The sequence below is a fragment of the Nocardia sp. JW2 genome, from assembly GCF_051843015.1.
Lineage (GTDB): Bacteria > Actinomycetota > Actinomycetes > Mycobacteriales > Mycobacteriaceae > Nocardia > Nocardia coubleae.
In genome coordinates, this window is the sequence record NZ_JBPXLK010000001.1 from 57605 (window position 1) to 69775 (window position 12171).

Here is a 12171-nt window from a genome sequence, read left to right on the forward strand (position 1 = left end):
GCGCGGACGGGTTCGCACGGCTGTGTGTGGAATCATGGCGGGCAATCGCTCCGCAAAGTTGGCTGAAACGGACATATTGGACATGATGGACGGCATGAACCTCATCGATCGGACCACTTCATGGATGTGACCACGCTCGAATGGGTGATCACCGGCTTGGTGATCCTCGGACTGTTCGTCTTCGACTTCTTCGCCCACGTGCGCACGCCGCACGAACCGACGTTCAAGGAATCGGGCATCTGGTCGGCCGTCTACATCGGCCTCGCCCTGCTGTTCGGCGGGTACGTCGCCTGGAAATGGGGCGGCACCTTCGCCGGGGAGTACTACGCCGGTTTCGTCACCGAGAAGGCGCTCTCGGTGGACAACCTGTTCATCTTCCTCATCATCATGACCACCTTCGCGGTGCCGCGGATGTACCAGCAGAAGGTGCTGCTCATCGGCATCGTGCTCGCCCTGGTGATGCGCGGTGTGTTCATCGCCGTCGGCGCGGCCGCGATCAGCGCGTGGAGCTGGGTGTTCTACCTGTTCGGCGCGTTCCTGATCTACACCGCGATCAAGCTGCTGCGCGAGAGCGGGCACGAGGCCGAGCACGAGGAGCAACGCGACAGCCGCATCGTCGCGCTGGCCAAACGGGTCCTGCCGACCACCGACCAGTACGACGGCGACAAGCTGATCACCAAGATCGACGGCAAACGAGTGGTCACCCCGCTGCTGATGGCGCTGCTCGCCATCGGTTTCGCCGACCTGCTCTTCGCCCTCGACTCGATTCCGGCCATCTACGGCCTCACCGAGGAGCCGTACCTGGTGTTCACCGCCAACGCCTTCGCCCTGATGGGTCTGCGTCAGCTGTACTTCCTCATCGGTGGGCTGCTGGACCGGCTGGTGTACCTGTCCTACGGGCTGGCCGCCATCCTGGCGTTCATCGGTGTGAAGCTGGTGCTGCACGCGCTGCACGAGAACACCCTCGGCTTCATCAACGGCGGCGAGCACGTGAGCGTGCCGGAGATCTCCACGCCGGTGTCGCTGAGCGTGATCCTCGGGATCCTCGTGATCGCGACGGTGGCGAGCTTGCTGAAGACCCGCCGCGCGTCTGTCTGACCGACGAGGAACGGCCCGGAACCCCTGGGGTTCCGGGCCGTTCGCGTATACGGGCTATTCGGAGAAGGCGCCCATCACGGGCAGCCACTCGACCACGCGCACGTCCTCGATCAGGCCGAGCTTCGCGAACGGGTCCTCGGTGAGCAGTTGCTCGAGCGAGGACTTGTCCTCGGCCCGGAACAGCAGCAGGGCGCCCGAACCGTCCGCGTACGGGCCGCTGGTGAGCACGGTGCCCGCGTCGACCAGGGCGTTGAGCCAGCCCCGGTGCTCGGGTCGATTGGTGGTCCGCTCGGCCGCGGTGGCCTCGGTGTAGGTGTAGTGGACGGCGAAGATCGGCACGTCGATCAACTTTCTCGCGGTGGGTTTCTACAGGGTGAGCAGCATGCGGGTGTTGCCGAGGGTGTTCGGCTTCACGAAACTCAGGTCGAGGAACTCGGCCACACCGGTGTCGTAGGAACGGCACATCTCCGCGTACACCTCGGCCGTCACCGGCGTGCCGTCGATCTCGACGAAACCGTGCCTGCCGAAGAAGTCGACCTCGAAGGTGAGCACGAACACCCGCTGCAACTGCAGCTCCCGTGCCACCTCGACCAGCTGACGCACCACCGCGCCGCCCACCCCGCGACCCTTGACCACCGGATCGACCGCGACTGTGCGCACCTCGCCCAGATCGGCCCACAGCACGTGCAGCGCGCCGCATCCCACGACCCGGCCCTCGACCTCGGCAACCCAGAACTCCTGCACCGACTCGTACAGGGTGACCAGGTTCTTCTCCAGCAGGATCCGGCCGGCGTACTCGTCGACCAGACGTTTGATCTCGGGGACATCCGAGGTTCGCGCTCGTCGCACGGTGACGTCTCGAACTGGCGCCACGGTAGGCGCGGACGGGTGCGCGTCGCTGGTCGGACCACCTGCTGGTCCCCGTGAAGTCATGGGGTGCACAGTAGTCGGCCCGGTTACCGATAGTCTGAACATGTGCCGCACATCCTGTCGTTCCGCTCATCGCATCGCGCCGGGCCCGGCGACCGGGGAATACGGCACTGCACGCGTGAGCAAACATCGCGCGACACACCCGATATTCGGCGCAGTGCCGGTGAGTGCCGAGAGGGCGGGGGCATGAGAGGTCAGCGCCTGGCGGCGGAAGCGTGCGTGACCACGGAGGGCGCCCGATCATGCCGAGAAGACGCAGCATGAGCGTGCGACCCGAGGAGATCGAACGCGGGGCGGCTCGGCTGCCGGGGATGGCCGAACATCAGGTCCCGGTGGTCAATATCGCGAATGTGCTGACGGTGGCGCGCATCGTCCTGGTGCCGCTGTTCGTGCTCGCGCTGTTCGCCGACGGTGGGCACGACACCCGCTGGCGCGTGATCGCGGCGGCCGTCTTCGGCCTCGCCGCCATCACCGACCGGTTCGACGGGCAACTCGCCCGCAAATACGGTCTTGTCACCGATTTCGGCAAGCTCGCCGACCCCATCGCCGACAAGGCCCTGATCGGCGCCGCCCTGATCGGGCTCTCGATCCTCGGCGATCTGCCCTGGTGGATCACCCTGGTCATCTGCGGCCGCGAACTCGGCATCACCCTGCTGCGGCTGGTCGTGGTGCGGCGCGGGGTGATCCCGGCCGGGCGCGGCGGCAAACTCAAGACACTCGTGCAATCGGTGGCCATCGCCCTGCTGGTGCTGCCGCTGTCCGGTGCGTTCGCCACCGCGGGCATGGTGCTGATGTACCTGGCCGTGGCGCTCACCGTGATCACCGGCCTCGACTACGTCGGCCAGGCCGTGCGGGTGTGGGTGGCGGGTGGTCGCGCGCGCAACGAGTCGCGCGGGTGAGCGACCCCCTGGTCGCCGGTGCGCCGACCGCCCAGCTGGTCGCGGCACTCACGGCCGCGGGCCAGACCGTCGCCACCGCCGAATCGCTCACCGCGGGGCTGCTCGCCGCGACGATCGCCGGGGTGCCCGGCGCGAGTGCGGTGCTGCGCGGCGGGCTCGTCGTCTACGCCACCGACCTCAAGCACCGGCTGGCGGGGGTGGACGAAGAGGTACTGCGCGTCGAGGGCGCGGTCGCGGCGTCCACCGCCGAACAGCTCGCCGTGGGCGCGCGCGAACGCTGCGCGGCGGACTGGGGGATCGGCCTCACCGGGGTCGCTGGACCCGATTCCCAGGACGGGCATCCGGTCGGCACGGTATACCTCGGAGTAGCCGGACCCGATCACAGCGCGGTGAGCCGGTTGAAACTGCACGGTGACCGGTGGAACATCAGGATCGGTGCGGTGCACAACGCGATCGGGGAGTTATTGCGCTGTGTCGGTGGGTACGGCGATGTGACGACGGACTAGCCGCGTCCGGGAACCCCCGGCCGCTGCTCGACGTTGTGCCAGAAAGAGGTGAGCACCGCCCGAGGCGGTGACCCGAGGTGGAGGAGAACGAGATGACGCTGCTGCGGGAGGCAATCGGGGACAGTCTGCGGCGTGCGCGTCTGGCCCAGCATCGGACGCTGCGCGAGGTGTCGACCTCGGCGCGCGTGAGCCTCGGCTATCTGTCGGAAGTGGAGCGCGGCCGCAAGGAAGCCTCCAGTGAACTGCTCGCCGCCATCTGCGAGGCACTCGATGTGCCGTTGTCGCGGGTGCTGTGGGACGTGAGCACCATCATGGCCGGAGCCGACGGCTCCGCGCCCCGCGAACCCGCGCTCACCGAGCCCGTGGCCGAACCCGTCGCCGAACCGGTGCCCGCCGAGCCGTCGGCCACCGCCAGCGCGCAGGCCGACGTGGACGCGCGCATCGGGATCGCCGAGGACACCCGCATCGTCATCCCGGCCCCGCGGGCCGAGATGCTGGTATTGGTGAAAGGGATGTGACGCGGCGAACCCGCGTGACGCTGCGCACTACTGGTGAGAGCGGATAGATTCTCATCAGGCGTCGAGTGGGCCGGTCATATCGGTCCGGGTGCCGCATGGTGAAGGATAAGCACATATCTGGTGCGTGACGGTCGCGCACCACCAGTCGCACGAGCGACGCACAGATGGAGGCGGGATCAATCGATGGCTAATCCGTTCGTGAAGGCCTGGAAGTACATGATGGCCCTTTTCGACTCCAAGATCGAAGAGCATGCGGATCCGAAGGTCCAGATCCAGCAGGCGATCGAGGAGGCGCAGCGTCAGCATCAGGCGCTGTCGCAGCAGGCGGCGTCGGTGATCGGCAACCAGCGTCAGCTGGAGATGAAGCTGAACCGCCAGCTCGACGAGGTCGAAAAGCTCAACGCCAACGCCCGGCAGGCCGTCACCCTCGCCGACCAGGCACAGGCCGCGGGCGACACCGAGAAGGCGATCCAGTACACCAACGCCGCCGAGGCGTTCGCCGCCCAGCTGGTCACCGCCGAGCAGTCGGTGGAAGACCTCAAGGTGCTGCACGACCAGTCCCTGCAGGCCGCCGCACAGGCCAAGAAGGCGGTCGAGCAGAACGCGATGATGCTGCAGCAGAAGGTCGCCGAGCGCACCAAGCTGCTCAGCCAGCTCGAGCAGGCCAAGATGCAGGAGCAGGTCTCGGCCTCGCTGCAGCAGATGGACTCCACCCTGTCCGCGCCCGGTTCCACCCCCAGCCTCGACGCCGTGCGCGACAAGATCGAACGCCGCTACGCCAACGCCCTCGGTTCGGCTGAGCTGGCCCAGAACTCGGTGCAGGGCCGGATGATGGAGGTGCAGCAGGCCAGCATCCAGATGGCCGGGCACAGCAAGCTCGAGCAGATTCGCGCCTCCATGCGCGGCGATGCCCTGCCCACCGGGAACAGTGCGGCCATCGACCCGGCCACGCAGCAGCCCGCGGCGCCGCAGATCAACAAGGGTGGCCAGGCGGCTCAGCAGTAGTCACGCCACCTCGGGCCGTCGGCCGACGCTCGATACTCGCGCCCGTCGCGGGCATCGAACGCCGACCGGCGGCCCGGCCCTGTTCAGGGTGAGGTTGTCGTACCCGCGTGGCACTCTGGGTAGGTGGAAGGATCACGATGAGCGGGAGAACGCGGCGCGACCGGATCGAGGTCGCCGATCCGATGGCAGTTGTGCAGTCGACGATGAGCGGTGGCATGCCCGCGACTCTGCGCGGCGTGGGGGAGCAGGCGCTGGTCGCGGTGCGCCGCTGGGCCGATCCGCGCGAGCGTGAGTTGCGGCGCCGGCGCCGCATGCGCAGGCGCAGTTTTCAGCTGGGCACAGCGTCGGGGATCACCACCGTCGGGGCTGTCGGCCTGGCCGTGGTGTCGGCGCCGGCGTGGGCGGTGGTCGTCATCGGCGGCGGCGCAGTGGCTTTCGTGACCGGCGCCGCGGTGAACGCGCGCCGCTATCTGCAGACCCGCCATCAGCCGTTGCCGCAGGCGACGTTCGTACCGCGCAAGTCGCCGGGACTGCGCTCGGCGGCCCGCGCGCCGATTCAGCGATTGATCCGGGCTGAACGCGCGTTGCACGGGCTGGGCGCCCAGATCGCGCGCACCCGGCGGTTACCCGAGGACGAATTGCGCGACCTGCTCGCCACCGCGAGCTCCGGGGCGGCCGCGCTACACGCCCTGGCCGCCGACGTGGTCGCGATGGAACAGGCCGTCGACACGGTAGGCCGGGCGAACCCGGAGACGGTGTCGGCATTGAAGACCACGGTCGCCGCCGTGCTCGCGCGCCTGGAAACCGGTGTCGTCGAATACGAACAGCTCGTCGCGGCGGCTGCTCGCATCCTGGCCGTCCCGGAGGACACCGTGGTGGCCTACCAGTTCAACGGCATCGTCGCCGATCTGCGCGAAGCCGCCGACCGCCTCGACGGCTGGGCCCAGGCCCTCACCGAGATGGCCGACGGACCCGGCTTGTCGTCGCCCGATCTTCCCCGCTGAAAATCTCGCCCGCACGGATCCCCTACTCGTGCAGCGGGTACCGCGGGTCGGGCGGCCCGGCTCGACAGACCTGCCGAGCAGTCCGGTTCTCAGGAGCGAATCGCCTGACGGAGGGCGGCTAGCTCCTCGGCGCGCGGATTGTCGACCGTGGACGACGCGGGGTGGTCGAAGATGCGGACGTTCTTCTCTGCCGGAGTGAACGCCGACCAGCCCGTGCTGCCATGTGTGGCGAAAGAGACCCAGGCTGCGTGGATTTCGTCGGCCAGCGGCTGCGGCGGGGTCGGCCCGGTGAGGGTGTGGGCGTTGTCCACGGCGTCGAAGACGAACGGGACTTCCAGCACATGGCAGGCGCCGAGGCCGGGCAGTGCGGTGGGCCAAGCGAACTCGTAGACGTAGGTCGCCGCGGTGGCGGCATTGGTTTCGGCGAGGTCCATGGTGCCCGCGCGGAAACACCAGTCGGTGAGGATCGCGTTGAAGATCTCGGCCGGTGCGGCATCGGGACGTTGCCGCGAATAGGTGTGTGCCACCGACGGATCGATGCCGTAGCGGGCCAGCACGAACGGCAAGCTGTCGGCATCGACGCCCGCGGTGATCCCGGTGGGCACCGTGAAGAAGCGGAATTCGTCGGCGGTGGTGCCCGCGACGAGCGGAACCCGGCGCTGCGGGTTGGCCGCGAGTACCTCGGTGGGGGTGCCCTCGACGACATCCCCGTCGACCACCGGGAACAGGCTCATGATGCCGAGGCCGCGCTCGACCACCGAGGTGCCCCACCGCTGGGGGTCGGGGTCGGTCATCAGCGCGAGCGCGACGGCGTTCTGCGCCGAGCACAAGTCGGCCGGACCGAGTGCACCGAAATCCGCCGCGGTGGGTGTGATTCCGAGGTGTTCGGCCAGCGCGGCCGAAACCAGGCGCGCGTCGTCGGCCTCGGCGGCGACGGAGCCGTTGCCGCTCTGCACGATCGCCCGGCGGAACAGTCCCGCCGACTGCGGCGCCGCCATCAGCGCGGCCACGCTCATACCGCCTGCGGACTCCCCGAAGATCGTCACATTGTCCGGGTCGCCACCGAACGCGGAGATGTTGTCCCGCACCCAGCGCAGCGCGCAGAGCTGGTCGTGCAGACCACGATTCGACGGTGCGCCGTCGAGCACCGCGAACCCGGAGATCCCCAGGCGGTAGTTGATCGACACCAGGACCACACCGTCGCGCGCGAACGCGGTGCCGTCGTAGATCCGGCGTGCGTTGGACCCGCGCACGAACGCGCCGCCATGAATCCACACCAGCACCGGCAGGCCCGCCCCGCCCACCTCGGGTGTCCAGACGTTCACATTGAGGTAGTCGTCGCCGGGGATGCCGTCGCTGCCGATCAGGGCGTGGATCGGCGCGGGATACGGTGACTGCGCGCACGTCGGCCCCATACTCGTCGCCTCGCGCACCCCCTCCCAGCGCTCCACCGGTTCGGGCAACCGGAACCGTCGCGCGCCCACCGGCGCCGCCGCGTACGGCACACCGAGAAACCGGGTGACGCCGCCTTCGGTCGTGCCCCGAATCGCGCCGCCGGTGATCGTGACGATCGGTTCCATCGGTCCTCCTCGCAGTCGAACCCGATTATGGACGCATGTCCGGTTCGGTGGGGCGCTTATGGAACCAAGGGCCCGGCCAGGACGCGCAGCCCGGCGGCGCGGTCACCGTCCCAGCGCAGACCCTGGTCCTCGGGCGGGATGCGGGCCCACAACGCGAGCAGCAGATCCGATGCCGTACCCGCCAGCTCGGCCACCGGTTCGCCGGGACCGTAGGTCCAGCGGCGATCGGTGTCGGTGGTGCGAACGCGCAGCGCCACCTCCGGTTCGGTCGCCAGGCCGCGGTGGATCATTCGGGGTGCGAACAGCTCGAAGACCTCATCGATGCCGTCCTCGGCGATCGCGCGGTCGAACGGCTCGGCCTTCCCGAGTGCGTGTTGGCCGTCCCACCGGTGCATCAGCGTCTCGTGGGCGCGGCGACGGCGCCAGAAGCCGACCGTGCGCGGCATGGCACGGGTGAAGGTCCACGCTTCCTGTTCGGGATCGGCCGACAAGGTGGCGGCGAGGGCGTCGGCGGACTCGTCGTACCACTTGCGCAGGGCCGCGGGATCTTTCGGCGCGGGCAGACCGTCGTCGTCGCCACGGAGCTCGGTGACGGCGGTGACCACCCACTGATTACCCCGGCCCAGGTGATCGACCAGATCGTAGAAGGTCCAGTCGCCGCAGGTGGTGACGGGTGCGGCGAGATCGACGTCGTCGGTGATCAGCTCGCCGAACATGGTGAGTTCGGCACGCAGCAGAGCCAGGTAGTTCATGGATTCACGGTAGATGGCGACGGCGGCAGTCTCGGGGTGAACCCTGATCTCTACCCGGATATCAGCGCTGACCTGGTGATTTACCACGGCCGCGGTGGCAGCATCGAAGGTGTCGATCGCGGCTGTGCGGTCGCGGACACCGAGGAGTCACATCATGGTTTTCAAGGTCATCGGCATCGTCGTCGTAGCGGTCATCGCGTTCTGGATCATCGGGGCGATCCTCGAGGCGGTGCTGCCGATTCTGGTGCTCGCCGCGATCGGCACCGGGCTGTACCTGCTGTACAAGGCGGTGACGGGGTCGGGAGACAAGACGCCGGTCAGCAAGATCTAGCCCTAGCATGGGCGGGGTGGAACAGCTACCCGAGGATTGGCAGCGCGGACTCGTGATCGTCGCGCATCCGGACGACATCGAATACGGTGCGGCGGCGGCCGTCGCGCGATGGACGAAGCAGGGCAAGGACATTCGCTATCTGCTCGTCACCCGAGGGGAAGCCGGGATCGCGGGCGTTCCCCCCGCGCAGGCCGCGCCGTTGCGGGAGGCCGAGGAGATCGCGGGCGCACGCGAAGTGGGCGTGCACACCGTCGAATTCCTCGACTACCCCGACGGACGCATCGAGGAGGGCCTGCCGCTGCGCCGCGACCTGGCCGCCGCGATCCGCAGGCACCGCCCCGAGATGGTCGTGCTGTTCAATTTCGGCGACACCTGGGCGCCCGGCTTCGTGAACAGCGCCGATCACCGGGCCGTCGGCCGCTCGGCGATGGACGCGGTCTCCGACGCGGGCAACGAATGGATCTTCCCCGAGATCGCCGATCTGGCACCGTGGTCCGCGCGCTGGGCCGCCGTCGTCGGCCCGGTCGCCACCCACGCGGTGGACGTGAGTGATCAGCTGGACAGGGCACGGGCCAGCCTGGCCGCGCATCGGCGCTATCTGCAGGTGCTGAGCACGGTCCCGGTGGAAGAACAGGTGGACGAGATCGTGGCGATGGCAACGGGCCCCAAGGACGGATTCCCCGCCGCGCACGCGGTCGGTTTCGAGCTGTTCACCTTCGCGGGCTGAGCGCGCGCCGGAATCGGTGACGCGGCCCGATTGTCTTGGGCGCGTGGGCGGGTCGGCCAGACATCGGCCGATCTGGGCCGTGTCGACGGGGTCGCGACCGTGCGTCCTGCGGATATGGCATGGTGAGGCGCATGCGAGTAGCTGTGGTAGCCGGGCCCGACCCAGGGCATGCGTTTCCCGCGATCGCGTTGTGTCTGCGGTTGCTGGACGCCGGAGACGAGCCGGTGTTGTTCACCGGTCCCCGGTGGCTCGACGCGGCACGGGCCGCGGGCATCGGCGTGCGCAAACTCAAAGGGCTCGCGCCGCGCTCGGTCGACGACGACACCGACGCGGGCGCCCGGATCCACGAACGCGCCGCCTACATCGCCACGGAGAACCTGCCCGAACTCGGCGCCATGCTGCCCGACCTGGTCGTCTCCGATGTGCTCACCGCCGGCGGCGGTCTCGCGGCCGAACGCCTCGGCGTGCCATGGGTGGAGCTCTCACCGCACCCGCTGTACCTGCCGTCGAAAGGTCTGCCGCCGATCGGGAGCGGCCTGGCACCGGGCGAGGGAGTACGCGGCCGGTTGCGCGACACCGTGCTGCGCACCATGACCGACCGCGCGGTGCGGGCCGGTGAGCGGCAGCGTTCGGCGGCACGGGTGGGCATCGGGCTGCCCGCCGAGGACCCCGGCCCCGCCGCTCGCCTCATCGCCACCCTGCCCGCGCTCGAGCTCCCACGACCCGATTGGCCCGCCGACACCTACGTCGTCGGCCCGCTGCTCTGGGAACCCACCGACGCCGTGCTCGAACTGCCACCCGGCGACGAACCACTGGTGATGGTTGCCCCGTCCACCGCCCACACCGGGGTGGCCGGCATGGCCGAGACCGTGCTCGAGGGTCTGTCCGGACTCGGTGTGCGCGCGGCGGTTTCGATGCTCGACACCCCACCGGCAGACCTGCCCGCCTGGGCGACGGCGGGCCTGGGCCGCCAGGACGAACTGCTCACCCATGCCGCGGTGGTCGTCGGTGGGGGCGGGCACGGGTTGCTCGCGAAATCCCTCTCCGCCGGGGTGCCGGTGGTGACCGTGCCCGGCGGCGGCGACCAGTGGGAACTGGCCAATCGTGCGGTGCGCCAGGGCAGTTCGCTGCTGATCCGGCCGCTCACCCCGGACGCCGTCGCCGCGGCCGTGCGGCAGGTCCTCGACGACAAGGCGTTCGCCGCCGCCGCGCGCCGGGCCGCGGACGGCCTCGACGAGGTCGCCGACCCGGTCGAGATCTGTCATCGCGTCGGGGCCACGGTCTGAGGTAGCCGGTCGGGCTCGCAACAGCCGCATCTTCGGTTGGCCGTCGAAAGCAGGCGGGACTGGACCGGCGTCCTGACGGGTGCACGACAGCGCGAGTATCTTGGGCAAGGTGCGGTTGACCGAATTCCAGGAGCTGATGCACACCGAGTTCGGCGTTGCGCGCGCCGACGCCATGCTGGCCGATCACGTCATTCCGGCCTTCGGAATGACCGGTGCGGCCGCGATCGAGGCGGGAATCGACCCGCGCGAGGTATGGCGGGCGCTGTGTGCCGACTTCGACGTCCCCAGAAACCGGTGGTGACCAGACCATGTCCGTGACAGCGCAGAACTCGTCGGCACGTCCCTACCGGTTCGACGAACGATTGCGGATGATCCCGGTCGACGCCGAATCCCTCGCCGCCCGTGTCGCCGCCGCCGATCCGCACGACTTCGGTGGTCTGCGCAGGCTCGGCATCGCGCTGATGCTGCTCGGGCGCCATGACGAGGCGCTCGACCGCCTGGACCAGGCCCTCGAACTGGCCGATACCGAGCGCCGCCGCATCACCGTGTGGATCAATCTGGCCGATGTGTACCGCTATCAGGGCGAACCCGGTCGCGCCGAGATCCTGTACCGCCGCGCGCTGGACGCCAGCCGCGCCCTCGACCCCGAACTCGTCTCCTTCGCCGCCCACCACCTGGGCAAATCGCTGGCCGAACAGCATCGGCCCGCCGAGGCGCGCGAGCTGCTCAACGAGGCGATGCGGTTGCGGGTGGCCGACGGTGACTCCGAGCTGATCGAGTCGACCAGGGCGGCGCTCGACCACCTCGACGAGCTGGCTCTGCCCTTGCCGCCCGAGGTGATCGCCTTGGTCGGACCGCTGGCCGATTGGTCCGACGAGCACGAGGGCCGCGGCGGCAATGTGCTGCGGGCGGGGGAGTACTGGATCAAACGCGGCCCACGCGCCGTCGCCGAACACGAGCGCCTGATCTGGTTGCGCGACAAGGGCATCGCCGTTCCCGAAGTGGCGGCGTTCGCCGAGGACGTGCTGGTTCTCGCGGACGTGGGCGGCGGTTCGGTGTCGTCGCAGGCCCCCGACCCGGCCGCCGCCGGTACGCTGCTCGGTTCGCGGCTGCGTGCCCTGCACGACCTGCCGGTAGCGGACTGCCCGTTCGACGCCGGGCTCGACATCACCCTCGCACGGGCGCACCGCAATGTCGTCGAGGGCTTCGTCGACGCCGACGATTTCGACCCCGATCACCGCGATCGGACACCGGCCGAGCTGCTCGCGGAACTGGTCCGCCGTCGTCCGGCGAGCGAAGATCTCGTCGTCGCGCACGGCGATTTCACCCCGGGCAATGTGCTGGCCGGTGGCGTGCTGATCGACGTCGCCGAGCTCGGCCGCGCCGACCGCTACCGCGACCTCGCCCTGGCCGAACGCGACCTCGGGGAGGATTTCGGCGCCGAAGCGGTGACGGCGTTCCGTGCGGCCTACGGCCTGACCGCACCCGATGCGGACAAACTCGACTACTACCGCCTGCTCGACGAATTGTTCTGA

Annotated in this window: 15 protein-coding genes; 11 read left to right on the forward strand and 4 right to left on the reverse strand. The window is 69.2% G+C overall.

Going from position 1 to position 12171, the window contains the following annotated elements:
- Positions 1-120 precede the first annotated feature (120 nt).
- On the forward strand, positions 121-1098 hold the full coding sequence (locus ACSVDM_RS00215; protein ID WP_439261835.1) for a TerC family protein: 978 nt from the start codon (positions 121-123) through the stop codon (positions 1096-1098).
- Between the two features lie 54 nt (positions 1099-1152).
- Here the strand turns inward: ACSVDM_RS00215 and ACSVDM_RS00220 are convergent, their stop codons facing one another.
- Both ACSVDM_RS00220 and ACSVDM_RS00225 read right to left on the reverse strand, forming a co-directional pair.
- Positions 1153-1437: a YciI family protein gene (locus tag ACSVDM_RS00220; protein WP_067492717.1), complete on the reverse strand. Its 285-nt coding sequence runs from the start codon at positions 1435-1437 to the stop codon at positions 1153-1155.
- A gap of 27 nt (positions 1438-1464) precedes the next feature.
- Positions 1465-2031 carry an amino-acid N-acetyltransferase gene (locus tag ACSVDM_RS00225; protein ID WP_084456481.1) on the reverse strand — a complete coding sequence of 189 codons (567 nt, stop codon included), beginning with the start codon at positions 2029-2031 and terminating at the stop codon, positions 1465-1467.
- A 257-nt stretch (positions 2032-2288) separates the two neighbouring features.
- On the opposite strand from ACSVDM_RS00225, the gene pgsA reads away from it, so the two are divergent.
- The 5 genes from pgsA (at position 2289) to pspM (ending at position 5960) form a co-directional block, all read left to right on the forward strand.
- Complete coding sequence (gene pgsA / locus ACSVDM_RS00230) at positions 2289-2927, forward strand: CDP-diacylglycerol--glycerol-3-phosphate 3-phosphatidyltransferase (protein WP_439261838.1); 639 nt, start codon at positions 2289-2291, stop codon at positions 2925-2927.
- The gene (locus ACSVDM_RS00235; RefSeq protein WP_439261840.1) at positions 2924-3433 is read left to right on the forward strand and encodes a CinA family protein; all 510 of its coding nucleotides are present in this window, start codon (positions 2924-2926) and stop codon (positions 3431-3433) included. Before pgsA ends, ACSVDM_RS00235 begins: the two co-directional genes overlap by 4 nt.
- A 92-nt stretch (positions 3434-3525) precedes the next feature.
- Positions 3526-3951, forward strand: a complete 426-nt coding sequence (locus tag ACSVDM_RS00240; protein ID WP_067492978.1) for a helix-turn-helix domain-containing protein — start codon at positions 3526-3528, stop codon at positions 3949-3951.
- Positions 3952-4134: 183 nt separating this feature from the next.
- Entirely contained in the window at positions 4135-4956 is an 822-nt protein-coding gene (locus ACSVDM_RS00245) for a PspA/IM30 family protein (RefSeq protein ID WP_067636342.1), read from the forward strand.
- A gap of 137 nt (positions 4957-5093) precedes the next feature.
- Positions 5094-5960 carry a phage shock envelope stress response protein PspM gene (gene pspM, locus ACSVDM_RS00250; RefSeq protein WP_439261843.1) on the forward strand — a complete coding sequence of 289 codons (867 nt, stop codon included), beginning with the start codon at positions 5094-5096 and terminating at the stop codon, positions 5958-5960.
- Between the two features lie 89 nt (positions 5961-6049).
- Here the strand turns inward: pspM and ACSVDM_RS00255 are convergent, their stop codons facing one another.
- Positions 6050-7540 carry a carboxylesterase/lipase family protein gene (locus ACSVDM_RS00255; protein WP_439261845.1) on the reverse strand — a complete coding sequence of 497 codons (1491 nt, stop codon included), beginning with the start codon at positions 7538-7540 and terminating at the stop codon, positions 6050-6052.
- A 56-nt stretch (positions 7541-7596) separates the two neighbouring features.
- Complete coding sequence (locus ACSVDM_RS00260) at positions 7597-8292, reverse strand: maleylpyruvate isomerase family mycothiol-dependent enzyme (protein ID WP_439261847.1); 696 nt, start codon at positions 8290-8292, stop codon at positions 7597-7599.
- A 154-nt stretch (positions 8293-8446) separates the two neighbouring features.
- Here ACSVDM_RS00260 and ACSVDM_RS00265 point away from each other — a divergent pair, with 154 nt between their 5' ends.
- From ACSVDM_RS00265 to ACSVDM_RS00285, 5 genes are all read left to right on the forward strand, one after another.
- Positions 8447-8623, forward strand: a complete 177-nt coding sequence (locus tag ACSVDM_RS00265; RefSeq protein WP_166655713.1) for a hypothetical protein — start codon at positions 8447-8449, stop codon at positions 8621-8623.
- 16 nt (positions 8624-8639) lie between these two features.
- Positions 8640-9350, forward strand: coding sequence for a PIG-L deacetylase family protein (locus ACSVDM_RS00270; RefSeq protein ID WP_439261849.1), 711 nt, complete (start codon positions 8640-8642; stop codon positions 9348-9350).
- A gap of 131 nt (positions 9351-9481) precedes the next feature.
- Complete coding sequence (locus ACSVDM_RS00275; protein ID WP_439261851.1) at positions 9482-10636, forward strand: glycosyltransferase; 1155 nt, start codon at positions 9482-9484, stop codon at positions 10634-10636.
- A gap of 109 nt (positions 10637-10745) precedes the next feature.
- Positions 10746-10937, forward strand: coding sequence for a DUF3046 domain-containing protein (locus ACSVDM_RS00280; protein WP_067492988.1), 192 nt, complete (start codon positions 10746-10748; stop codon positions 10935-10937).
- 7 nt (positions 10938-10944) lie between these two features.
- Positions 10945-12171 (forward strand): tetratricopeptide repeat protein, encoded by a 1227-nt coding sequence (locus tag ACSVDM_RS00285; protein WP_439261853.1) that lies wholly within the window; start codon positions 10945-10947, stop codon positions 12169-12171.

What these genes read in the sequence shown, in the direction of transcription:
- ACSVDM_RS00215 (WP_439261835.1), top strand. Translation starts at nt 121, where the DNA reads ATGGATGTGACCACGCTCGAATGGGTGATCACCGGCTTGGTGATCCTC.
- ACSVDM_RS00225 (WP_084456481.1), bottom strand. Translation starts at nt 2,031, where the DNA reads ATGACTTCACGGGGACCAGCAGGTGGTCCGACCAGCGACGCGCACCCG.
- pgsA (WP_439261838.1), top strand. Translation starts at nt 2,289, where the DNA reads ATGAGCGTGCGACCCGAGGAGATCGAACGCGGGGCGGCTCGGCTGCCG.
- ACSVDM_RS00240 (WP_067492978.1), top strand. Translation starts at nt 3,526, where the DNA reads ATGACGCTGCTGCGGGAGGCAATCGGGGACAGTCTGCGGCGTGCGCGT.
- ACSVDM_RS00245 (WP_067636342.1), top strand. Translation starts at nt 4,135, where the DNA reads ATGGCTAATCCGTTCGTGAAGGCCTGGAAGTACATGATGGCCCTTTTC.
- pspM (WP_439261843.1), top strand. Translation starts at nt 5,094, where the DNA reads ATGAGCGGGAGAACGCGGCGCGACCGGATCGAGGTCGCCGATCCGATG.
- ACSVDM_RS00255 (WP_439261845.1), bottom strand. Translation starts at nt 7,540, where the DNA reads ATGGAACCGATCGTCACGATCACCGGCGGCGCGATTCGGGGCACGACC.
- ACSVDM_RS00260 (WP_439261847.1), bottom strand. Translation starts at nt 8,292, where the DNA reads ATGAACTACCTGGCTCTGCTGCGTGCCGAACTCACCATGTTCGGCGAG.
- ACSVDM_RS00265 (WP_166655713.1), top strand. Translation starts at nt 8,447, where the DNA reads ATGGTTTTCAAGGTCATCGGCATCGTCGTCGTAGCGGTCATCGCGTTC.
- ACSVDM_RS00275 (WP_439261851.1), top strand. Translation starts at nt 9,482, where the DNA reads ATGCGAGTAGCTGTGGTAGCCGGGCCCGACCCAGGGCATGCGTTTCCC.
- ACSVDM_RS00285 (WP_439261853.1), top strand. Translation starts at nt 10,945, where the DNA reads ATGTCCGTGACAGCGCAGAACTCGTCGGCACGTCCCTACCGGTTCGAC.